The 21,506-nt window shown below is 41.6% G+C and carries 20 protein-coding genes; 2 read left to right on the plus strand and 18 right to left on the minus strand.

Annotated elements, in window-relative coordinates:
* The first annotated feature begins 170 nt into the window (after positions 1–170).
* Positions 171–632, plus strand: a complete 462-nt coding sequence (locus tag WKF66_RS06665; protein WP_489673645.1) for a helix-turn-helix domain-containing protein — start codon at positions 171–173, stop codon at positions 630–632.
* On the opposite strand, the gene WKF66_RS06670 is transcribed toward WKF66_RS06665, so the two are convergent.
* On the minus strand, positions 625–1,152 hold the full coding sequence (locus WKF66_RS06670; protein ID WP_489673646.1) for a 2'-5' RNA ligase family protein: 528 nt from the start codon (positions 1,150–1,152) through the stop codon (positions 625–627). The two genes, WKF66_RS06665 and WKF66_RS06670, sit on opposite strands and share 8 nt — an antisense overlap.
* 227 nt (positions 1,153–1,379) lie before the next feature.
* On the opposite strand from WKF66_RS06670, the gene WKF66_RS06675 reads away from it, so the two are divergent.
* Positions 1,380–2,282, plus strand: a complete 903-nt coding sequence (locus WKF66_RS06675; protein ID WP_489673647.1) for a prohibitin family protein — start codon at positions 1,380–1,382, stop codon at positions 2,280–2,282.
* 7 nt (positions 2,283–2,289) lie between these two features.
* Here the strand turns inward: WKF66_RS06675 and WKF66_RS06680 are convergent, their stop codons facing one another.
* The 17 genes from WKF66_RS06680 to WKF66_RS06760 form a co-directional block, all read right to left on the minus strand.
* Positions 2,290–4,044 carry an ATP-binding protein gene (locus WKF66_RS06680; protein ID WP_489673648.1) on the minus strand — a complete coding sequence of 585 codons (1,755 nt, stop codon included), beginning with the start codon at positions 4,042–4,044 and terminating at the stop codon, positions 2,290–2,292.
* A gap of 25 nt (positions 4,045–4,069) precedes the next feature.
* Positions 4,070–5,200: a sensor protein KdpD gene (locus WKF66_RS06685; RefSeq protein WP_489673649.1), complete on the minus strand. Its 1,131-nt coding sequence runs from the start codon at positions 5,198–5,200 to the stop codon at positions 4,070–4,072.
* 71 nt (positions 5,201–5,271) lie between these two features.
* On the minus strand, positions 5,272–6,342 hold the full coding sequence (locus tag WKF66_RS06690) for a porin (RefSeq protein WP_489673650.1): 1,071 nt from the start codon (positions 6,340–6,342) through the stop codon (positions 5,272–5,274).
* 5 nt (positions 6,343–6,347) lie between these two features.
* Entirely contained in the window at positions 6,348–6,914 is a 567-nt protein-coding gene (locus tag WKF66_RS06695) for a K(+)-transporting ATPase subunit C (protein ID WP_489673651.1), read from the minus strand.
* A 17-nt stretch (positions 6,915–6,931) separates the two neighbouring features.
* On the minus strand, positions 6,932–8,962 hold the full coding sequence (kdpB, locus tag WKF66_RS06700; protein ID WP_489673652.1) for a potassium-transporting ATPase subunit KdpB: 2,031 nt from the start codon (positions 8,960–8,962) through the stop codon (positions 6,932–6,934).
* Between the two features lie 12 nt (positions 8,963–8,974).
* Positions 8,975–10,693, minus strand: coding sequence for a potassium-transporting ATPase subunit KdpA (kdpA, locus tag WKF66_RS06705; protein WP_489673653.1), 1,719 nt, complete (start codon positions 10,691–10,693; stop codon positions 8,975–8,977).
* A gap of 9 nt (positions 10,694–10,702) precedes the next feature.
* Positions 10,703–10,780: a potassium-transporting ATPase subunit F gene (locus WKF66_RS06710; protein ID WP_082035969.1), complete on the minus strand. Its 78-nt coding sequence runs from the start codon at positions 10,778–10,780 to the stop codon at positions 10,703–10,705.
* 276 nt (positions 10,781–11,056) lie between these two features.
* On the minus strand, positions 11,057–12,391 hold the full coding sequence (locus WKF66_RS06715; RefSeq protein ID WP_489674218.1) for a sigma-54-dependent transcriptional regulator: 1,335 nt from the start codon (positions 12,389–12,391) through the stop codon (positions 11,057–11,059).
* Positions 12,392–12,401: 10 nt separating this feature from the next.
* Positions 12,402–12,692 (minus strand): hypothetical protein, encoded by a 291-nt coding sequence (locus WKF66_RS06720; RefSeq protein ID WP_489673654.1) that lies wholly within the window; start codon positions 12,690–12,692, stop codon positions 12,402–12,404.
* A gap of 22 nt (positions 12,693–12,714) precedes the next feature.
* A complete protein-coding gene (locus WKF66_RS06725; RefSeq protein WP_489673655.1) occupies positions 12,715–13,164 on the minus strand; it encodes a GNAT family N-acetyltransferase in 450 nt (149 codons plus the stop codon).
* A 334-nt stretch (positions 13,165–13,498) separates the two neighbouring features.
* Positions 13,499–14,299 carry a DNA-formamidopyrimidine glycosylase family protein gene (locus tag WKF66_RS06730; protein ID WP_489673656.1) on the minus strand — a complete coding sequence of 267 codons (801 nt, stop codon included), beginning with the start codon at positions 14,297–14,299 and terminating at the stop codon, positions 13,499–13,501.
* A 245-nt stretch (positions 14,300–14,544) separates the two neighbouring features.
* The gene (locus tag WKF66_RS06735; protein WP_489673657.1) at positions 14,545–15,222 is read right to left on the minus strand and encodes an HAD family hydrolase; all 678 of its coding nucleotides are present in this window, start codon (positions 15,220–15,222) and stop codon (positions 14,545–14,547) included.
* An 8-nt stretch (positions 15,223–15,230) separates the two neighbouring features.
* Positions 15,231–15,806: a hypothetical protein gene (locus WKF66_RS06740; RefSeq protein WP_489673658.1), complete on the minus strand. Its 576-nt coding sequence runs from the start codon at positions 15,804–15,806 to the stop codon at positions 15,231–15,233.
* Between the two features lie 59 nt (positions 15,807–15,865).
* Positions 15,866–17,644: a DUF885 domain-containing protein gene (locus tag WKF66_RS06745; protein ID WP_489673659.1), complete on the minus strand. Its 1,779-nt coding sequence runs from the start codon at positions 17,642–17,644 to the stop codon at positions 15,866–15,868.
* Between the two features lie 61 nt (positions 17,645–17,705).
* Positions 17,706–18,857 carry an aldose epimerase family protein gene (locus tag WKF66_RS06750; protein WP_489673660.1) on the minus strand — a complete coding sequence of 384 codons (1,152 nt, stop codon included), beginning with the start codon at positions 18,855–18,857 and terminating at the stop codon, positions 17,706–17,708.
* Positions 18,830–19,945: a glycoside hydrolase family 76 protein gene (locus WKF66_RS06755; protein WP_489673661.1), complete on the minus strand. Its 1,116-nt coding sequence runs from the start codon at positions 19,943–19,945 to the stop codon at positions 18,830–18,832. Before WKF66_RS06755 ends, WKF66_RS06750 begins: the two co-directional genes overlap by 28 nt.
* A gap of 39 nt (positions 19,946–19,984) precedes the next feature.
* Entirely contained in the window at positions 19,985–21,472 is a 1,488-nt protein-coding gene (locus WKF66_RS06760) for an alpha-amylase (RefSeq protein ID WP_489673662.1), read from the minus strand.
* Between the last annotated feature and the right edge of the window lie 34 nt (positions 21,473–21,506).

The following is a 21,506-nucleotide window of genomic DNA, read 5'->3' on the forward strand; positions in this document are numbered from 1 at the left end:
ATGAGTTCATATTGGTTAGATCGCGAACATTACCAGGCAATGACTTACAAAGTAGGCTAATAAATGCTAATCTCCAATTTTGCTTAGGCCAGTGGAGGTCGCTAAACCGTCTCCACCTAAACAAAACCGGCAAAAGCTTTGTTAAAGAACCTACAATCTTGCATTTCAATATGAGCACTATATTAGGGGTAGAAAAACTAAGCGATAAATTAAACCTGGATCAACTTGAACAAATTGACAAGGCCGCTGCAGTACATAAAGCACAATCCAATATTGAGTTTTGCATCTTAAGCGTTGATAAAACCTCTGTTTCGATTGAAACCACACAATCTGAAACCCGCTCCGGGAAATATGCAAATCAGACTACCCTGATCAAAAGAACGTTAGAGGTTTTCGAAAAAGCACTTTCAACTTTTGAGATTGAAGTAGAAGCCGTCCCTTACCTTCCCAACCCAACTTCTATCGTTAATTCGGTTTGGCTGGAAAGGAAGATGAAAGAGAAAGATGTCCGTATCAAGCAAATTGCATTCGAAACAGGGATTGACAGAGAGAGCATCTCTGATTGGGTAACAGGAAAACGAGCAATGAGCCAAATTGTTAAAGCCATGTTTTACTTTTATCTGTCTAAATAGTTTTTTGGAAGTCGTAATGCATCTTATGTTCCCATGGTCCGCCCAGGTACTCCCAAAGGTCTAAGCCTTTCGCGACAATATTAAAAGGTTCAAAACTAGCAGATAGTTCCGCAAGCAGCGATCTTGCCTGCTCCGGAGTGGTTTTATTTTGTATGGTAATGTGCGCGCGGAAACCATGTTTATCCTGAAGAATAAGCTGATCAACGAAGGTGGAGTAAAGCTGCTGACGTAGCGACATGAGCTCGGGACTTTCAATCTTATAAGCTACACCTGCACCAAGATTGATGAGACCAATCACTTTCATATTAAAAGGTTTCATAGCGATGGTATTTAATGTTTTAAATGTGTCTTCACTATTTGGCAACTGATGGAAGAGTGTTAAATGTGCTTTTAACAAATTCCGCTCCGGCGGAAAATGTTTAACGCGCATCTCATTAAAAAAGCGCTGACTGGACTCATCTATTCCCAATGTAAGAATTAGTGGATTCACAGCTGTATTCAGGTTAGCATTTTCTTCCATAAACTTAATGGTGCAAAATGCTTGCCGCTCTTGGAGATATACTTCAGGTTAAACTCAACCCTTCCAAAATGGAAAGGACCAATCCATTTTGAAAGGGTTGAGCTAATACGGATATTAGCTTTCGAACTAAAAATGCTGCTTTAAAGCCCGCTTAAGAATCTTTTAATTAAATGCTTCCTTGAGGCATTCATTTTGCGCCCATAATCGCATAACTTAAATCAAAGTATATGTTTCTCCTAATCTTAGGCGCGCTCATCACAATTATGAGCTTTTTAATTGCCAGAGGCGATAGCCCATTAACAAAGTACAGCATTGCTATTCGCGCAGCTGGAATTTTAATTGTAGTGCTCGGAGCCGCGCTCTCTATGTTCAAGGTCATCGACGCAGGCCAGGTCGGCGTTAAAACACTCTATGGGAAAGTAGATGACCAAGTACTCTACAGTGGATTAAACGTCATTAATCCACTGGTTGAAGTCACAACTTTTGACGTAAAAACCCAAAATTATACCATGTCTGCCATCCATGATGAAGGCAGTAAGGCGGGCGATGATGCCATAAGGATTCTTACTTCGGATGGTTTGGAGGTTACCATCGACTTATCAGTTCTTTTTAGTGTGACGCCTAAGGATGCGCCGAGAATCCTGAAGGAAATCGGCGATGATTACCTAGACAAAATCGTACGTCCAGTTGCGAGAACGGCAATACGCGACAATGCGGTGTCCTATGAAGCAGTAGCACTTTATTCGACAAGGCGCCAGGAATTTCAGAATAAGATATTCGCTGCTATTGACCTAAGCTTTGCTAAACGTGGACTGAAACTTGAACAGCTGCTTGTTAGGAACGTAACCCTACCTGAGTCTGTAAGAAAAGCCATTGAATCGAAGATCAATGCAGAGCAGGACGCTCAAAAGATGCAGTTTGTATTGCAGAAAGAAAGACAATTGGCAGAGCGCAAAAGAATCGAGGCGCAAGGTATTGCCGACTACCAACGCATACTTTCAACGGGGCTAAGCGACAAGCAGTTGCAATATGAATCCATCTTGGCTCAAAAAGACATTGCGATTTCACCAAATACCAAGATCATTATCATGGGCAATAGTAAGAATCCAATCTTATTGGGAGCCAATTAGGCCATAATTAACTAACTACAGGAAGCAGGAAACAAAACCTGCTTCCTTCACCAATTGCACTCTCTACCCAAATCATTCCTCCCTGAGCACTAATAAAATCTTTAGAAATTGCAAGTCCAAGACCTGAACCAGATTTGTTATTACCATCAGTCGGCACTTGAAAATACCGATCAAACAGACGCTTCTGATATTGTTCATCTATACCTTTCCCAAAATCGCGCACGGAGAATTCAATATTGTTTCCAGTCTCCACAATCTGTATCACTACTTTTGATTTCTGCGGACTGTAACGGAGCGCATTCGATAGGAAGTTTACCAGTACCCAAGCAGTCTTTTCAGTATCTACATTGATTTTAGGCAAATCATTTCTGGACACCAGTTCCAGTTCAACCTCTTTCTGCTCCGCCTGGAACCTAACTGCATCTAAAGCGTAGATAGCTATTTTGCGTGGATCGGATTTTACGAAATTTAATTGCAGATTACCAGTCTCCACCTGTGCCAGATCCAATAGCTCGCTGGTTATCTTTAAGAGCCGGCCGCAATCTTCTTTCATATGTTGAACGAGTTCTTTCTGTTCAGGATTCATATTCCCAACACGGTCGTCATCCATTAACTTCAAGCTCATTTTTATTGAAGATATTGGTGTCTTCAACTCGTGCGAAACAGTTGCTATAAAATTTGTTTTTGCCTCATCAAGCTCCTTGTATTTCGTGATATTTTTTAGAATATATACTTCACCAGCAGCTTTCCTGCTTGTCTTAATGACGACATCAGGTTGGTCGTCCAAAACTGGGATTGTAATCTCTCTTCTCTCCAGCTGAAAATAAGACTCCTTGCTATCTGCATAGATCTTCATTGGTTTATCGCCACTGTTGATCTCCAGGATCTTATTAAGGAGATCATTTCTCTTCATCAACTCACGTGCATTAGCACCCACTACTTCTTTTTCATTTAGATTAAGCAGTTGTGCTGCAACAGTATTCATAAACAGTACCTCTTCTTTCTCATTTAAGCCAATAATCGCGTCTTGCATTTGTTCAATGATCGCCTCTATCCTGAGTTTTTCGGACTGCAGTTTTGCCAGGTTGGAATTCTCCCATTTGTTTAGCTGCGTGGTCATGGCATTAAACTCAACGGCAAGCTCGGCGAATTCATCACTACCATTAAATTCCAATCGCTGTTTATAATTCTTATGACTGATTTCTTTAAGGGCTGCGGAGAATTCTCTTAATGGGTTTGCAACAAATCCAGGGAAATTTATCACAAATGAAAAGAGAATCAGAAAAGACATCGAAGCGGCAAATATTAAGTAAGTAGCAGCCTGTTCAACACCGTGTTGAGCAGCATCATTTTTCCTGACGATGGCATTCATATTTAGATCATCGATAGATCTAAGGATCTTGCGCGCATTGCTTAGTGCCGATTTAATTGCCTCTGGACTACTGTTAGGGTCCGTAAATTGACGGTAAGCGCTATTAAGCATTTTCACGGCTTTTCCTTCTCCTGGCTCTGTAATGTTCTTTTCTTCCAGTATCAGCTGAGAGCCGAATTCTTTTTTCATTTCAGGAGATAACGGGAGACTATTGTCTTCCAGAATAGCCCTCATCTTGCCACTGAATTTCAAGCTTTTATAGTTATCCTTTAGCACAACTTTCGCGCCTTCTGAAATCCGATGCATGAAATACATGGACATACCTCCAAAAATTAAGATGACCAGAAACAAGAATCCAAAGCCCAGTCGTAGTTTCGTTTTTATTTTCATTTGTATAAACTTTCTGTATAAACTGTTAAGATAAAATCACAAGATCAGTCTCTGTATCTGCAATGCCTTTTAGTAATTGATTAAACAGAGCCGTACCTGTTATAACTTGAAACAGGCTCAAATGCGGTTTGCCTATGCAAATGGTTGTCACCTCTTTTTCCGCAGCAATCGTAGTAATGGTCTTTGTGATATCATCACTTTTAATTCTAAGCACCTCTCCTCCAAGCTCTGTTGCCAATTTCAAATTATTGATCAGGTGCCGTTGGAGATCTAATTTTATTCGATCGCCATTTTCAGCACTTCGCTGCACATACAGCACAATCCACGGAGAGCGATAGTAAGAAGCGAGTCTAGCAGTCTTTCGAATAATGACTTTGGCCGTCTTGTGGTTTGTAGAAATACAAGCCATAAACTTTTCTGGACGAAGTTTGATCTGCTTAGGCACTTCTACATTAATTTTCCTTTCCAGGTGATGGGCCACTTCTTTCAAAGCCAGCTCTCTTAGTTGTAGTATTCTTTCCGGCTGGAAGAAATTATTCAGCGCCCGCTGGATTTTAGATTCATCATAGATTTTCCCGGCTTTCAACCGATCAATAAGCTCATCAGCTGTCAAATCTATATTTACAATCTCATCTGCCGATTCCAGTATTTTATCAGGTATGCGCTCTGTAATTGGTATTCCAGTGATGGTCTCAATTTCGGCATTCATACTTTCCAAATGCTGAATGTTCACTGCTGATATCACACTGATACCCGCATCAAGAATATCAGACACGTCCTGCCAGCGCTTGGCGTTTTTACTCCCCTCCACATTACTATGCGCCAATTCATCAACAATTACTACTTCCGGATGAATATTGATGATGGCGTTGACATCCATTTCCTCGAGTTCCTTCCCTTTGTAAAAGATTTTACGCCTCGGAATGATGCTGATACCGTCTAAGAGTGCATGCGTCTCCACCCTATTGTGCGTCTCGATATAGCCAATTTTTATGTCTATACCATTCTTTCGCAATGCATGAGCTTCCTGGAGCATCCGGTAAGTTTTTCCTACGCCGGCACTCATGCCTATATAGACCTTAAACTTTCCTCTCCTTGATTTTTTTACCAATTCAAGGAATTTTTTTACGGAACCAGATTTGTTCTCATCTTCCATCGTATAACGTTACCATTTTGAATTGATGTAACCTTCTTTGTTTAAAAAGCTCCGGCGCCATTGTTGTCATTTTAAAAAGAGACTGCAATACTCGCGGTAAGCGCTGCATTATGGTTAACCGCATTTAAGTCCCTCGTGAACACTTTGTCTTTACTGTCGTAAACTTTGCCTTCCAACCTGATTACCGCGTTACTTATTGGCGCATAGTCCAGATTTAATGAATAACCAGTTGTTTTAAATCCATTGGGTGTGCCTGTTGATATAAAGACACCATTTTTGTCTTCGTAATATTCAACTCCGCCTGCAACTGCCCATTTTTCAGAAAGTCTGTATTGAGCAATAGCAACTGGAGACAATACTTCATTGTTATCATTACTGCCTTTTGATTTTTCCTGCGTTCCATAGTCTAATCCAAGCGTAACGCCAAAATTGTCTGTTACCTGGAAGATACCATATACGTTGTGATATATGCGTTGTACACGAACTGAATCCGCTCCCTCTGTACCCATATAATTGCTGTAATTTACCGTTATTTTTCCAGTTGGTTTCCAGGTTAACTGGACCCCTCCGGCAGGCTGACTATTTCCGTTTTGACGGGTCATCCGTTGCCATCCATTTAAATAGAATCCTGCAACCGTAAATTTCCCATCGTTGGTTCCGTACGTGATCTTAGCACCTGACTCATAGTATGGCGTATTCTCCGAAGAAATGTTGCGTGTGAGTACCCAGCAATCTTTCGAAACCGCGCTTTCAAAACCTATGTGTGAGGAGAACACTCCGGCATCTATCCATAAGTTGGCTTTTTCGGATAGTTTAAATCCAGCGTTCGCTTCAAACACATTCTTTAATACCCCAGGTTCAGCAGCAAGATTGGCATTGGAATAAGTACCAGCCATTACCGCCAGATTTGCTCTGATCCTTCCATTCTCATAATTCCCTTTTATAAAACCAAGGTTAAGGTTCATTTCATTGTGTCTATTGTGAGAATAAACAAAGCCCGGTCTGTTATTATCAGTCGGCTTGTTAAAGTCATAGCCAAAGTAGGTTTCCAGATAGCCTGATACTTTAATTTTAGGCTCTTCCTGGCCGTAAGCAATTGTTCCTGTAGTTAATGCTGCAGCTAGTAATAATAGTTTTTTCATATATTCTATTTTTTTAATTCGTCTAAAGCAAGATTGAGTTTTAGTACGTTAACAGAGGTAGGTCCAAACAAGCCTAACAAAGGGCCTTCGGTGTTTTTAACAACCAAGTCTGCAACCTTCTTCTCGTCCACATTGCGGATTGCAGCAATTCTTTTAATCTGAATTATTGCACCTTTCTCAGAAATATTTGGGTCCAGTCCGCTTCCTGAGGCAGTGACCATATCAGCAGGTATATCTGCTTTTCGCAAGCCCGGGTTATACTTTAGAAGCGTATCTATTCTATCGGAAACCTGTTTCAAATAATCTGCATTCGAAGGCCCTTTATTCGATCCGGCAGAACCGGCCGCATTGTAGCCCACCGCAGATGGTCTTCCCCAGAAGTATTCTGGTTTTGTAAAGGACTGACCCAGCAGCGCATAACCGACTACTTTGCCGTCTTTCGTTATTTTTTCACCACCACCACTGCCTTTGGCAAAACCACCGGCAAAAGCTACGATTAGTGGATATATTACGCATAGCAATACCATTAAGACTGCAGTTAAGCGTATTGATTGTAAGATGTACTTTTTCATGATTATTGATTTTAATGTTATACAAATAAGCCTACCAGCATATCGATTAGTTTAATGCCGATAAACGGCGCAATCACACCACCCAGGCCATAGATCAAAAGGTTTCTGCGTAAGAGTGCACTTGCTCCGATCGGTTTGTATTCCACTCCTTTTAGTGCCAAAGGGATTAGAATAGGTATGATGATCGCATTGAAGATTACAGCTGACATGATTGCACTCTCCGGACTGTGTAGGCCCATTATATTCAGGCTTTGCAACGCAGGGATCGACGCGATAAACAATGCGGGTACAATTGCAAAGTATTTAGCCACATCATTCGCAATAGAGAATGTAGTTAGCGTACCACGTGTAATTAATAGCTGCTTACCAATTTCAACGATTTCGATCAATTTGGTTGGGTCGTTATCTAAGTCGACCATGTTTCCAGCTTCTTTCGCTGCCTGTGTACCACTGTTCATTGCTACACCTACATCTGCCTGCGCAAGCGCCGGTGCATCGTTAGTACCGTCGCCCATCATGGCAACCAGTTTACCTAATGCCTGCTCATCCTTGATGTAATTCATTTTATCCTCTGGTTTAGCCTCTGCGATAAAATCATCTACACCTGCTTTCTCAGCGATAAACTTTGCGGTTAGTGGATTGTCACCCGTAACCATCACCGTCTTCACGCCCATCTTTCTAAGGCGTTCAAAACGTTCGCTAATACCCGGTTTGATAATATCCTGCAGCTCAATTACGCCCATGGTTTTTTCATTAACGGCAACAACCAGTGGTGTTCCTCCATTATTGGAGATCGCTTTAACCTGATCTTCAGTTTCTATTGGAAACGGATTGCCTGCCATCAATACCATATTACGGATCGAGTCAAATGCACCTTTTCGGGTTCTTTTGCCATCAGTTGTATCTAAACCGCTGGAGCGGGTCTCCGCAGTAAACTTGATAAACGTAGATCCTGCTGGAGCAGCCATCACTTTAAACTCTTGCAAGACAGCCAACTCCAATATCGATTTACCTTCCGGAGTTTCATCAGCGAGTGAGCTCATCACGCATGCTTCTATAAATTCATTGCTATCTACTCCTGGAGCAGGATAAAAATGGGTTGCCTTACGGTTACCGATCGTAATGGTACCTGTCTTGTCTAAAAGCAGTACGTCAATATCACCTGCCGTTTCTACAGCTTTACCTGATTTGGTAATTACGTTTGCACGTAACGCCCTATCCATTCCTGCGATGCCGATTGCAGACAAAAGACCGCCAATGGTTGTGGGTATTAAACACACGAACAAAGAGATCAGCGCAGCAACTGTTATAGGCGTATTTGCATAATCTGCGAATGGCTTTAAGGTTATACAAACAATGATAAACACCAATGTAAAACTGGCAAGCAAGATGGTTAACGCGATTTCGTTAGGCGTTTTTTGTCTGGATGCACCTTCTACCAGGGCAATCATCTTATCTAAAAAGCTCTCTCCAGGTTGTGTATTCACCTGCACTTTGATTTGATCTGAAAGCACTTTAGTACCCCCGGTTACTGAAGATTTATCACCGCCAGATTCACGGATTACCGGCGCAGACTCTCCTGTGATGGCAGATTCATCAATGGTAGCTATACCCTGAATAATCTCACCATCTGTCGGAATCGTATCACCAGCTTCACAGATAAATACATCACCTTTTTTTAACAGTGCAGAAGAACGTGTCTCAATAGTGCCGTTCTCCAACACCACTTTTGCAGGCGTTTCTTCACGGGTCTTCCGTAAGGAATCTGCCTGGGCTTTACCTCTGGCTTCGGCGATCGCCTCTGCAAAATTGGCAAACAGCACTGTAAGTAAAAGAAGAAGAAATATAAAGAAATTGTAAAAAGGTGATCCCTGACCTTCATGGCTGATCGAGTATACGGTCATATAAGCCATGACTAAAGTTCCGATCTCAACAGTAAACATGACCGGATTTTTAATCATCACTCTTGGATCAAGCTTGATGAAAGACTGTTTTAATGCAGTTTGCACTAAAGCAGGTTCAAATAATTTATTTGATGAAGTTTTCATGTCTGTAAATTTCTATTTAAGCATGGTAAAATATTCTGCTAATGGACCTAAAGCCAGGGCAGGGAAGTAAGAAAGTGCATTTAAGACAACAATTACTGCAAAGGTCATCAGACCGAAAGTAAGCGTGTCTGTTTTTAAGGTACCTGCAGATTCTGGGATGTATTTTTTTGCACCCAATAAACCGGCGATAGCAACTGGACCAATGATTGGAATAAAACGACCAATCAATAGAACGAAACCTGTTAGTACGTTCCAGAACACGTTGTTATCTCCCAAACCTTCGAATCCAGAACCATTGTTGGCGTTGGAAGAAGTAACCTCGTACAACATTTCGGAGAAGCCATGGAAGCCAGGGTTATTCAGCCAGTTTTGTGGTTGCACTGCCCAGGCAGCGTCCCCATGGCTAATAAAGGTGTAACTGGCGATTGCTGTTCCTGCCAATATCAAGAAAGGACTTAAAAGCGTAATGATCGCTGCTATCTTCACCTCTCTTGCTTCTACTTTGTGACCAAGGAACTCAGGTGTTCTACCTACCATTAAACCAGATATGAATACAGCAATAATCAAGTAAATAAAGTAGTTTAAGACACCAACCCCACAACCTCCGTAGAAGGAGTTCACCATCATGCCTAACAACTGCCACATGCCTGTTAATGGCATTGCACTATCGTGCATACTGTTTACAGAACCAGTGGAGATGATGGTAGTAACCGTACTCCAGTATCCTGTAATTGCAGGACCAAAGCGAACCTCTTTACCTTCCATTGCACCGGTCGATTGAGAGATCCCCAATTTTTCAAGGGCAGGACTTCCACCAAGTTCTGAACTAATCGTTGGAATGAGCAGTAAAAACATCCCAATGGTCATTACACCAAAGATGATCCAGCCAAGTTTTCTTCTCCTAATGAAGATACCGAAAGCGATAACCATGGCTATAGGAATAATTACTTGTGCGATCAATTCTACTGAATTGGTCACATAATTAGGGTTCTCAAGCGGATGAGAAGAGTTGGCACCAAACCAGCCACCACCATTTGTACCCAAGTGTTTAATTGCGATCATACCCGCAGCAGGTCCTCTGGAAACATTTACCGTATCTCCCTGAAGCGAAATATATTGATCCTTACCTTCATAGCTTGTTGGTGTACCATTAAAGGCTAGGATCAACGCTACTACTAAAGACAGAGGCAATAATAACCGGGTGATTGATTTCACGAAAAACTCCCAAAAGTTATCAAGCTTCTCACTGGTCTTATCACGGAAGGCTTTAAAGAATACCACTGCAGCGGCGATACCTGTCGCACAACTTACAAACATCAAGAACATCATCACAATGTGTTGCGTTAAATAAGTGACCCCACTTTCTCCAGAGTAATGCTGCAAATCGCAGTTAACTACGAAACTGATAATGGTACTAAAAGAAAGATCAGCGGTCATGCCCGGGTTTCCGTCCGGATTAAGAGGAAGCTTATCTTGAAAGATCAGTACAAAAAATCCGTATACCAACCATACCAGGTTAATGGTAAGAAGCGCTTTCATATGCTGCTTCCAGTTCATTTCTTCTTTAGGATTGATTCCAGAAAGCTTATAGATTCCTGCTTCAATAGGTTTTAAAAAGTCTGTCCAGACTTTTTCTCCGGCAAATACCTTTGCCAGGTACTTCCCTAGCGGAATAGCGATCAGGAGCGTGAGCCCGTAGGTGGCTATTACTCCAAGTAATTCTGTGTTCATGGCGTTCAATTAAAATTTTTCAGGTTTAATCAGCACGTAGATCATGTAAATGAAAACGGCGATTGCGATAATGAATAATGCGATCATAATTTTAGATTTTTTCGAACCAGTCGATGGATTTGTAAACTACCCAGCAAAGGATCAGCTGGGCGACGAATAATAGGATTGTTAGCATGATATGTTTATATGTTGTAACCCCTATTCCAATACAGGTGCCAAGCATTTAACAAACACTATTAACTAACTGTTAATCAAATAATTACATTGGTAAATGAGAAATTGAAATCTGTTCTAAACGTAAAAACCCTTCCATTATGGAAGGGTTTTTATCAAACTGGGGCGATGATTTATCGCAACTACCTATTAAGCTTCTATTTGATACTCATCAATTTTTCGATACAAAGTTGTAAGCCCAATTCCAAGTAGCCGCGCTGTTTCTGTCTTGTTGCCTTTAGTAAAGTGTAGAACTTTTATAATGTGCTGCTTTTCCATCGTCTGCATATTCATAGGATCTGCAACGGTGGATTGATGGTGAAATTCATAAGGCAGCAGGCTAGCCGTGATTTTTACATCATCAGCAAGGATAACTACGCGCTCCATTACATTCTTAAGCTCCCTAATGTTTCCTTTCCAGTTGTGCCCGGTAAGCAATTTCACAAATTCCTTGTCAACAGAGAATGCAGGCTTGTTTACCTTTGCTGTAAATTCAGCGAGATAGTGCATAGCGATTGGCAGAATATCCTCCCTCCTGTGAGACAGTGGTGGCAATTCAATTGAAAATATGGAGAGCCGGTAAAACAGATCCAATCTAAACCGCCCAGCTTCGGCCTCATTCTTCAAATCTCTGTTGGTGGCGGCAATAATCCTAACATTAACCTGACTGGTTTGCGTATCTCCCACTTTGATATAGGTTTGATTTTCGAGAACCCGCAGCAGTTTAGCTTGAAGATCCAGGCTCATCTCTCCTATTTCATCGAGAAATATAGTACCATCATTTGCTTCTTCCAGCAGACCTTTCTTGTCCTTGGTTGCCCCCGTAAAAGCCCCTGCTTTATAGCCGAACAATTCGCTTTCCAGTAATTCAGAATTGAATCCACTACAGTTTACTGCTACAAAAGGCTTCAGCTTCCTTGGACCTTCATAGTGAATGGCCTGGGCAAATACTTCCTTGCCGGTACCCGTCTCCCCAAGTAATAAAACCGTTGTACTAGTGGCAGAAACTTTTTGAGCTAATGAAATGGCTTCCTTAATTGAATTGGACGTACCTAGAATACCATCAAAGTCATACTTTTTTACAATTCGCTTCTCCAGTTCATAGACGCGGGCATTCAGCTTTGCCTTATCCATTGCTTTGTAGACAAGTGGAATAATTTTGTCGTTATCATCCCCCTTGGTGATGTAGTCAAAAGCGCCATTTCGCATAGCCATAACACCATCTGATATGGTGCCAAACGCAGTTAGATTAATGACTTCTATAATCGGATTGATTTTTTTTATCTCTGTAACCAATTCAACACCATTGTAATCAGGCAGTTTTACATCACTTAAAACAACCAATACATCTTCGGCTTTAAGAATCTTAAGCCCTTCTTTTCCAGTAAAAGCTTGAAAAACTTTGAAGCCTTCCAATTCGATAATACGGGCCAAGAGGCCACATAGCTTTTTCTCATCGTCAATGATCAGCACTGTATCTTGCATTACCGGATTCTTATTGGTGGTGTGATTCATATATTTCTAAATCCCCTAAATTATTCAGCGCAAGATAGGAAATTATAGAATCTAACAAATCTATATAAACAGTGATCCCATCGCTAACCTCCGAGAGATAGATGTATTCATTTGCGCTATGAGACCTCGCAGAGTCGCCAGGGCCCATTTTTATCGATGGCATGTTTAACCAACCCTGGTCGGAACTTGTTGGTGAAGCATAGGTTCTTCTTCCTATCGCAAGTCCAGCTTTAACTACCGGATGCATTTTATCTATTGAAGATGGCGTCATTACATTGGCCCTAAGTGTGGTGTCACAAAAAGTGTGATTTAATGGTATTGAAAATTTCGTTCGATGTATAGGTATGATCAAATGAATTCATCTTCATGATTGCAGTACCTGATGTGATGCTGAAGATTTTGGCTGTTGGATAAGTCCTTCTCGAGATTTTAAAAACGCGGTCCTTTATTGACCTTGCTACTCCTGACTGACGAAATTCAGGTGCCACGATCAGCCCTGAGTTAGAAACGAACTTCGCATTTTCCCATGTGTCAAAATAGGAGAACCCTACCCATCTCCCAGCGCTGGTTAGTGCGATGACCGCTTTGCCATCACGCATTTTTTGTGCAACAGATTCAGGGGTTCTTTTGCTGATGCCGGTTCCCTTTGCGACAGCAGATGCCTCTGTTTCTCTAATAATTTCATCGACGTATTTGATATCATTTATGGTAGCAATACGCACAAATATTATTTCATTGTTCATTTCTCATCTTTCTTATTGAAGCGCGTGTTCCAAAAGCGATGCCTTCCTTTAAGGATATTGGAAAAACGGGCTTGAAAAGGTGAGAGTCGACTAAAAAATATTTTTAGTACCATTTACCAGCACCGGGTGCCACTTCAAAATAGTAGGGTAATTTCCGTTTTGGTGTATAGCCAAATCAGGACGAGACACCTTGTACATGCCGTATTTTTGTCTGTGGTTGCCAGGGGGTTGCTAGGGGGTTGCTAGGGCCTTGCTAGGGCCTTGGTAGGGCTAGCGGCCTTAGTAAGGGTTAAGCAAGGGTGTAGAAAAGGCTTGGTAACGCACTCCCGGACTACTAAGAATGCCGGATAAGCTCCGATTGGAACTCAACTTGTTCAATCGTATAATAGGTCTTCCTGCCGGCGTTCTTATCGATTTTAATCTCATGACCTGTTGGCGATTGCTTTAAATCGGGATTATGAATTTTTAGAAAGTCTTTAACTTCAGTGTCAAAACTATCAGGAATCGCTCGTGTAAGTTGCATAATTTCTTTACGCAGAACTGCCTCAATGGATTGATAAAGGTCTTTAACTTTCATCTCTGGAATGGCCTTGGCGATGGAAAAAGGCGAGATTTTAGCATCCCATAGGATCTCGTCTGCATAAGTATTTCCAATACCACGGATGAGCTTCTGATCCATCAGTACTTGCTTGATTGATGTCTTCTTCTTGCTTAGCAACTGTTTAAAATAGGTGATATTGAAATCTTTTGATAAGGCATCAGGTACGTCAGAATCTGGCGGATTAAGTGTTGGTGTCGCTTGCTTCTGAAAATCAGTGAGTGCAAAACCTTTGTGATTCTTGAAATGAAACTCCAGGATTTTAAATCTAACTTCATTGTCTTCTTCGAGCAAACGGATTGCGCCATGAAGCATCAGGTGTAGCCCGAGAACCTGCCCCCCGCTAAAATGTAGTTGCAACGTTTTGCCTTCCCGAAGTACTGCCTGTAACTTTTTACCTTCAAAAGCTTCCTTGAGTTCCGTTACAGTTGCATTTAGCTTTTTTGCAACAACGACTTCCAGCTTGTCTAATGTTTTGTTCTTAAACTGCTTTTCGAGATTAGCAGCAAATATTTCCAAGTCAGGTAGTTCAGGCATAGAAGGGCGTAGCTAGGAGTTTCTAAAACTATTAACAGCGAAATCAGGATCTTGTTTAGAAGTTCGATTTAATGGGGACTGAATGGTTACAAGAGATTAACATTCAGTTTATACTACGTTTGCATCTTTAAATTGAATAGAAATACAAGACATATGAAATTCAACTATCCCATTCTACTTTTTATTTTAGTAGCGCTTGCAGCAGCAGTATGCGATCTGTTTCGTACTAACGAAAAACTGGAAAGTTAGGCAAACAGGCTAGACAGCAGAGGGTCCGTATAATCAGAGATAAAGCCGATGATATGTGGACCCGGTTCGAAATCTTCTTTCTTATGCATGGTTGTCAGTACAACTGCTTTCATGCCAGCATACTTAGCCGCCTCGACTCCTTTCGGTGCATCTTCAAAAACAATACATTGCTCCGCAGGTACGCCCAAAATTTTTGCTGCTTTCAAAAATGTTTCTGGATCAGGCTTGCTGATCTCCACATCATCAGCACTCACAATGGCTTCAAAGTAATGACGGATATCAAGGTTGTCTAAAATATAATTAATATTAAAAGGGCTTGCGGCTGATCCGATTGCTAACTTTATTCCCTTTCCCAGGGCTTCAACAAATATCCCATGGAGACCATCTATCAATTTCATATGTGAAAGGTACTCCGCCTGGTATTTCTCTTCCTTTTTTATGAAGATCTCTTGCTCTTGATCTTTACTGAAACGTCCTTTACCAAACACGCGTTCCAATAACTCTGTATTTTTGCCGTACATCTGTAGTTTTACTTGCTCCAGACTGAGGCCTGCACCAAGATCATCATTAAGTATGCTTGACCAGGCTGTCGCATGGAATTGCATATCATCGATCATAGTACCGTTCAAGTCAAACAAAAACGCCTTGGGCTTTAATTGAGGTGTATTTTCCATTGTTTAAATCAACTAAGAAATGTTTTAGTGTCAGGCGCTTCCGCATTAAGCAGCGTCTTGGCTACTCCCTTTATAAACAGATAGTTGACGGTTCCACCTATCAATCCACCCACGATAGGAACCAAACGCTGAGAGGTCTTCGAGCCCAGCGTCATCGCCAGCTTTTCTGCAACTTCCTCCATTATGTTTTTACTAAGCGCAAGCTTGGTATCAGCCTTGACTGTCGTCGCTACGATCTTAAAGAAGTCTTCAAAATTAATTTGATAACTTCCTGTCTTGTAATAGGAAATAGCCAAAGTTACTCTAAATTGCTGTGTGATCAGGTTGATTACATCTAAAGGAATCCCAATAAGCATCGAACTGATCCCACCTATTCCAGTAACAAGCCCTGATCCTGCAGCCATATAGGCGCATTGATTGATGAATTTGTCTATTCCCAGTTTATCCACTCCCCTTTTGATGCCTAACTGATCGATGTTAGAGAAAATCTGCTTAAACCCTCCTGCAGACAGGCGCTTTATTCCTCGCCTGAATTGAAGGCTTATATTTTTCGTACTAAATGAACTGATCGAAAGTTTTCGCATGTGGCATGGTTTAATAATACTCAATATCACTACAACCATGCCAGATCAATTGTGCTCCTCTATTTCTGACTATCTGCCCATGCGTCCATTTTGGACTCAAATACGGACAAAGGCAAGGAGCCGTCTTTTAGCACTTCGGTATGAAACGAAGCAAGTTTGAACTTGGCCCCCATTTGGTTCATGTACTTTGCCCGAAGCTCTCTGATTTTCATGGCGCCAGTCTTGTAACCCAATGCTTGTCCCGGTATTCCCATATAGCGCTCAATCTCTGCAGTAGCCCCTTCCGTACCGATCGCTTCGTTATCAGTCATATATTTAATTGCCGCTTCCCTGCTCATATTTTTGGTATGAATAGCAACGTCTACAACCAAACGTATCGCCCTGTGCATTTCATCACCCAAGGCACCCATGTGTTGATAAGGATCCTGATACAAGCCAAGCTCCTTACCTAATGATTCGCAATATAGCGCCCAACCTTCAACATATGCATTGTGACCTCCAAAACGACGAAACTTTGGAAGCAGTGTGTTTTCCTGTGTTAGTGAAATTTGATAATGGTGACCAGGAATAGCTTCGTGAAGGAACAAGGATTCCATACCTGAGGTAATATTGAATGTTTTAGCGTCCAATATTGGTACGTAAAAAATCCCGGGCCGCTTACCATCAGCAGAGCCTTGGTTATATTCAGCGCTTGCTGAAGCAGCTCTGAACGCCTCTGTTTGACGGATTTCAAAAGGTGTTTTTGGCTCCTTCTCAAACATTTTTTTGAGGTTGGGTTTCATTCTTTGATGGATGTTTTCGAAAGCCCCAAGAATCTCCTTTGTATTTTGATAAGGCATAAATTTCTTATCCGTTTTCATGTATTCAAAGAACGCTGGAAGATTACCTTTGAAACCGACCAAGTTTTTAATACTATCCATTTCCGACTTAATTCTCGAGACTTCTTTCAAGCCGGTTTGATATACCTCTTCAGGTGTCTTATTAGTAGTGGTCTGTTGTCTAACCAAATAGGCATACCATTCTGCGCCACCAGGCATGGAAGAATAACCAGAGGTCGTTCTTGCCTTTGGCAGGTATTCGTTTTGCAGAAAGTCACCAAGTCGTTTGTAAGTTGGGATAACGACTGACGAGATCGCATTCAAATAGGCTTGAGTCAATTTTTCCTTCTCTGCTGCGCTGAATGTTTTTGGCATTAGATTAATCGGCCCATAAAACAGACTTGTTTTGGGATCATTGACTACCATGGCTTGCATTTGAGGAACCATTTTAACTACAAGGGCTTTAGGAAGTACAATACCTGCCGCCTGACCTTTTTTAAAGTTAGCTATCGCAGTATCAGCCCATACAGAAAATGCCGAGGCACGTTTCAGCCAGTCTTCATAATTTTTTACGGTTTTGAACGGTTGTGCTCCAGTCCCTGATCCAAGTTGCCCTATTGTTAAAGGCAATGCGAACATTTGGTTAAAAGGTAGATACTCTGAATGATATTTTAGACCTTCAATGTTCATATCAATCTGATCTTTTAAATAGTCGAAAGAGAGCTTATCATTGGCATCAAGAGATTCCCTGTCGTAGGCTGTTAAACTGTCGAGATATCTTTGATTGAAATTCTTGTATTCATTGATGAATGCTTGGGAGCCATCATTGGCGAGTAAATCATTGTACCGTTCATCGCCGATGTAAGTCGCCGCTAAGGGATTAAGTTTTAAACCGTCTTCGTAGTATTGTTCACACATAACGGCAAACTGTTTGTTCGCTACGCTCGCGTCTGATTTGCCGGCTTGCTTGCAGGAAAGGATAGTCATCGCCAGGGCGAAAGAAATATAGATGTTTTTCATTGTTTGGTTTTAAGGTTAACCAAACATAGCAAAATAACAGTGCTTACTGACAGCGGCAGTATTATAATGTCGAAAATTTGAAGATGGTTTTTGACTGGTAAGTTTTCCCGGGATCTAGAATCGTAGATGGAAACATTGGTTGATTTGGAGCGTTGGGATAATGTTGCGTTTCCAGACAAAATGCACCATGCTTTTCAGCCGGCTTGCCACCCTTCCCGATTAGTTTTGTATTGAAGTGATTAGCGGTATAAAATACCAGGCCCGGTTCCGTTGTATAGGCTTGTAGTACTCTCCCAGTCGTAGGTTCATAAGCCGTAGCAGCCAACTTTAATTCGCCGCTTTGATTGCGGAGCACATAGGTAAGGTCATAACCATTCCCTTCGGATGTTGGCGGATACTTTTCTGTTATCCTTTCGCCAATTTTATGCGCTGTGCTAAAATCAAACGGAGTATTCTTTACATTAATCAGCTTTCCGGTTGGAACATTGCCTTTTCCGGCCTCAAGACACTGATCTGCCAGAATTGTAAGGCTTGTATTCAGTATCGTAGGATCATGTCCACCTGAGAGGTTAAAATAGCTATGATTGGTTAAATTGACATGAGTTGGCTTATCTGTAGTCGCGTCATACTGAATGATTAATTCGTTGTTCTCAGTCAGCGAATAGGTTACACTTGCTTTTAGATTACCGGGATAACCCTCCTCCCCATCTTTACTGAAGTAACTGAGTTTTAAAGGCACCAACTTCTTAGACGTTAATTCTTCAGCAGTCCAAACCTTCTTATCAAAACCTATTTTACCGCCATGGATGTTAGCGCTTAGCTGGTACTCCTTGCCGTTTAATATGAACTTGCCTCCAGCTATCCGATTAGCAACGCGGCCCACAACTGCACCCATCAGTGCGTTTTGAGGACCGGTATAGGCACTAAGAGAATCAAAGCCAAATACTACATTACCCATCTTCCCGTTCTTATCGGCAGTGATCACATCTGTTATGCTGGCGCCATAAGTGATAATCTTAACGATCATGCCTTTTTTGTTCACCAGCGTATATTGGTAAACTTTCTGACCTGCTATTTCACCGTAAAGAATCTTTGTTATTCCGGGGCCGGCCTTGCTAAGAAAAGAAATACTGACGAACAGCAACGTGAAAATGGCGGATTTAAAATGCTTGATCATGTGCTTACTTATATTACTTTCTCTTTTTCCAGCCATGCAAAGCGCGCTAGTATTTCTAACATACCTCCATGTTCAACGAGATTTTGAACTCCCTCTTTTGCGTTAAACAAACCTGCCTCATTCTTTTCAGTCTTCAACGCATTGTCTAAGGCAGCTTGAAAACCTTTAATATATTTTGTGTCTTTGTTGTGCTTTAAAAGATGTTGGTAGCCACGTAACAGGACCGCATTGAACCAATATCCATCTCTAAACTTGTTGCTGCCATAAAAGAAAGTGAGAGAGCTATCTGCAATCGCATTTGCAGCTGCTAAATACTTCTTGTCTGCTGTTAACTCATAGAGATAAACATTGGACTCCAGCATGGTTCCTGTATTGTATGAAAGCGTCGCTTTGTCAACACTCCCATCCTTTGTTCTGATGTTGTCATAATACAAACCAGCCGGGCTTCTCAGTTTCTCATTTGTCCAGTTAAATATCTTCAAGGCAGTGTCCAGATAAGCTTTTTGTTTGGTAGCCTGGTACATCTGAAGGGCAACCAAAACGCCGGGACCGTTTGAACAGGTGTTTTTAGAATCCAAAGAGCCTTCCTTCCAGTAAATTCCTCCCCCCAAAACCTGGTTGTAACCTGTCATCATGAAATCATACATTGACTTACCGAGTTCGAGGTCAGACTTCTTCTTTTTCCTCGCATAGGCGTCGAGAGCGGTGATGCCTATCCATTGATTATCGTCGTAGTAGCGCTCGCCAGGCTTAAGCTTCATGATATAATCCGTATAGCCCCCTCTAGGAGGAGCAGGATTGAAGTAATCAGCCATATTAGTTACTAAAGGTGACATAAGATTCGCTTTGGGATCTAATTTCTCTATCTCATTTGCCGCCTGGAATAGTGCACACAACGACCACAGATAGGTATATTCTCTGAGGTAACCATTCTTATTTTCGCGCTGTGATGGGTCTGTCACAACCAAATAATAACCAGATGCTTTATCGTAAAAATTCTTCTGAATAGATGCCTGCAACGACTGCAGCTCTTTCTTGTAAAAATCTTTAGGTTTGTCCTCTGAGTATAGATGACCGCTTGTGAAAACAGTCATTAAAATAATCAATAAACCTTTTTTGTTCATGCTTAAAGAGTTTAGTTTCTTTAAAACGAAGTTAAGTGTTTATTCGCAGATTGCCCAAACCGATACAGATCCGGCTTCGCAATAGAAATCTCCCCAGCCTTCCTCGTTAATCAAGACCTCTCCTTCAGCCTGACCAAGGCAGTCCTTCAATGATTTTCCGGCGAACGCTTTACCTATTTCCATTGTTTTGTGTCCTTTTTCTCCGTTTGAAAGTACAACAGCTAATCCAGAATTTTCGTGCTCATCATCACCTAATCTTGTCCAGCCGATGCAGCTGGGGTGGTCCAGATAATCTCTTTGCTCGCCGTAGGCCTGTTTCTTGCGTAGCTGTAACAACGCAGGCAATTGTGGAAGAGGTTCCATTGTTACTTCATAATCGCCGCCATCTGTTCCCTTATCGATATAGTTAGAACCATAAACATCCGCATAAAAAACGCAGGGATAACCTGCTGCGCGCAGTAAGATCATAGCGTAAGCATGGGCCCTGAACCAAGGTTCGACGGTCTGCTCCAAAGATTGCAATGGCTGAGTATCGTGATTTTCAACAAGAGTAACGGCAAGTTCCGGTCGCACTTGCACCAAAGATCCATCGAAAATTGTACATAGATCAAAATGTTCTCCGGCCTTTGATGCCCTGGAGAAATTAGCTTGGAGGCAGGCATCAAATAAGGACATTCGCCCTTCTGTAAGACTCAGATAATCCAATAGCGACTGCAGGTCATAAGGTGCCCAATACTCTCCAACAGTGAACAGCTCTGCTCCGGTTTCCCTGCGCATAAAGTCCAGCCATTCATTATAAAAGCCAGCCGGCATATGCTTTATGGCATCTAAGCGAAAACCATCTATTCCAGTTGTTTCATAAAACCATTTGCCCCATCGTTTCAATTCTTCTCTCACGTAGGGATTCCGGAAATCAATATCTGCAAGCATCAGGTAATCATAGTTACCATTTTCTTTATCTAATACATCTTCCCATCCGTCTCCGTACTCGTTTTGTATACTAAAAATCGCAGTTTCTTTTGTACGTTCATCATAATCGGTACCCGTGAAACATTTGTGGTCCCATTGAAAATCCGAATATTGTCCATTTCTTCCGGGATAAGTGAACTTTGTGTAGGCATCTATCTCGTAGGGTTCCGAAATAAATTCATTACGATTATTCGGATCGACCTTTCTAACTATAACTGGCTCATGCTCGTCTGCACCACCTAGGTGATTTAAGACAATGTCTGCATAAACCTGGACGCCATGCTCTTTTGCTGATTTTACAGCCGCAATATATTCATCTTTTGTGCCATACTTTGTTCTGACCGAACCTTGCTGGTTGAACTCACCTAAATCATACAGATCATAAGAATCGTATCCTCTGGACTCAAGGCCCTCCATACCTTTATGTGCAGGAGGTAACCAGACGGTATCAATTCCAGACTGCTTTAGCTTTTCAGCATGTGCCTGAAACTTTTTCCATAAAGTTCCATCTTTGGGATAATACCATTCAAAGTACTGCAGCATTGTATGATTTTCCATTGGATTTTGTTCTGATTAATTGTTTAGCATTAAA

Source organism: Pedobacter sp. (assembly GCF_037719805.1).
Lineage (GTDB): Bacteria > Bacteroidota > Bacteroidia > Sphingobacteriales > Sphingobacteriaceae > Pedobacter.

What these genes read in the sequence shown, in the direction of transcription:
- WKF66_RS06665 (WP_489673645.1), top strand. Translation starts at nt 171, where the DNA reads ATGAGCACTATATTAGGGGTAGAAAAACTAAGCGATAAATTAAACCTG.
- WKF66_RS06670 (WP_489673646.1), bottom strand. Translation starts at nt 1,152, where the DNA reads ATGGAAGAAAATGCTAACCTGAATACAGCTGTGAATCCACTAATTCTT.
- WKF66_RS06675 (WP_489673647.1), top strand. Translation starts at nt 1,380, where the DNA reads ATGTTTCTCCTAATCTTAGGCGCGCTCATCACAATTATGAGCTTTTTA.
- WKF66_RS06680 (WP_489673648.1), bottom strand. Translation starts at nt 4,044, where the DNA reads ATGAAAATAAAAACGAAACTACGACTGGGCTTTGGATTCTTGTTTCTG.
- WKF66_RS06685 (WP_489673649.1), bottom strand. Translation starts at nt 5,200, where the DNA reads ATGGAAGATGAGAACAAATCTGGTTCCGTAAAAAAATTCCTTGAATTG.
- WKF66_RS06690 (WP_489673650.1), bottom strand. Translation starts at nt 6,342, where the DNA reads ATGAAAAAACTATTATTACTAGCTGCAGCATTAACTACAGGAACAATT.
- WKF66_RS06695 (WP_489673651.1), bottom strand. Translation starts at nt 6,914, where the DNA reads ATGAAAAAGTACATCTTACAATCAATACGCTTAACTGCAGTCTTAATG.
- kdpB (WP_489673652.1), bottom strand. Translation starts at nt 8,962, where the DNA reads ATGAAAACTTCATCAAATAAATTATTTGAACCTGCTTTAGTGCAAACT.
- kdpA (WP_489673653.1), bottom strand. Translation starts at nt 10,693, where the DNA reads ATGAACACAGAATTACTTGGAGTAATAGCCACCTACGGGCTCACGCTC.
- WKF66_RS06710 (WP_082035969.1), bottom strand. Translation starts at nt 10,780, where the DNA reads ATGATCGCATTATTCATTATCGCAATCGCCGTTTTCATTTACATGATC.
- WKF66_RS06715 (WP_489674218.1), bottom strand. Translation starts at nt 12,391, where the DNA reads ATGCAAGATACAGTGCTGATCATTGACGATGAGAAAAAGCTATGTGGC.
- WKF66_RS06720 (WP_489673654.1), bottom strand. Translation starts at nt 12,692, where the DNA reads ATGACGCCATCTTCAATAGATAAAATGCATCCGGTAGTTAAAGCTGGA.
- WKF66_RS06725 (WP_489673655.1), bottom strand. Translation starts at nt 13,164, where the DNA reads ATGAACAATGAAATAATATTTGTGCGTATTGCTACCATAAATGATATC.
- WKF66_RS06730 (WP_489673656.1), bottom strand. Translation starts at nt 14,299, where the DNA reads ATGCCTGAACTACCTGACTTGGAAATATTTGCTGCTAATCTCGAAAAG.
- WKF66_RS06735 (WP_489673657.1), bottom strand. Translation starts at nt 15,222, where the DNA reads ATGGAAAATACACCTCAATTAAAGCCCAAGGCGTTTTTGTTTGACTTG.
- WKF66_RS06740 (WP_489673658.1), bottom strand. Translation starts at nt 15,806, where the DNA reads ATGCGAAAACTTTCGATCAGTTCATTTAGTACGAAAAATATAAGCCTT.
- WKF66_RS06745 (WP_489673659.1), bottom strand. Translation starts at nt 17,644, where the DNA reads ATGAAAAACATCTATATTTCTTTCGCCCTGGCGATGACTATCCTTTCC.
- WKF66_RS06750 (WP_489673660.1), bottom strand. Translation starts at nt 18,857, where the DNA reads ATGGCTGGAAAAAGAGAAAGTAATATAAGTAAGCACATGATCAAGCAT.
- WKF66_RS06755 (WP_489673661.1), bottom strand. Translation starts at nt 19,945, where the DNA reads ATGAACAAAAAAGGTTTATTGATTATTTTAATGACTGTTTTCACAAGC.
- WKF66_RS06760 (WP_489673662.1), bottom strand. Translation starts at nt 21,472, where the DNA reads ATGGAAAATCATACAATGCTGCAGTACTTTGAATGGTATTATCCCAAA.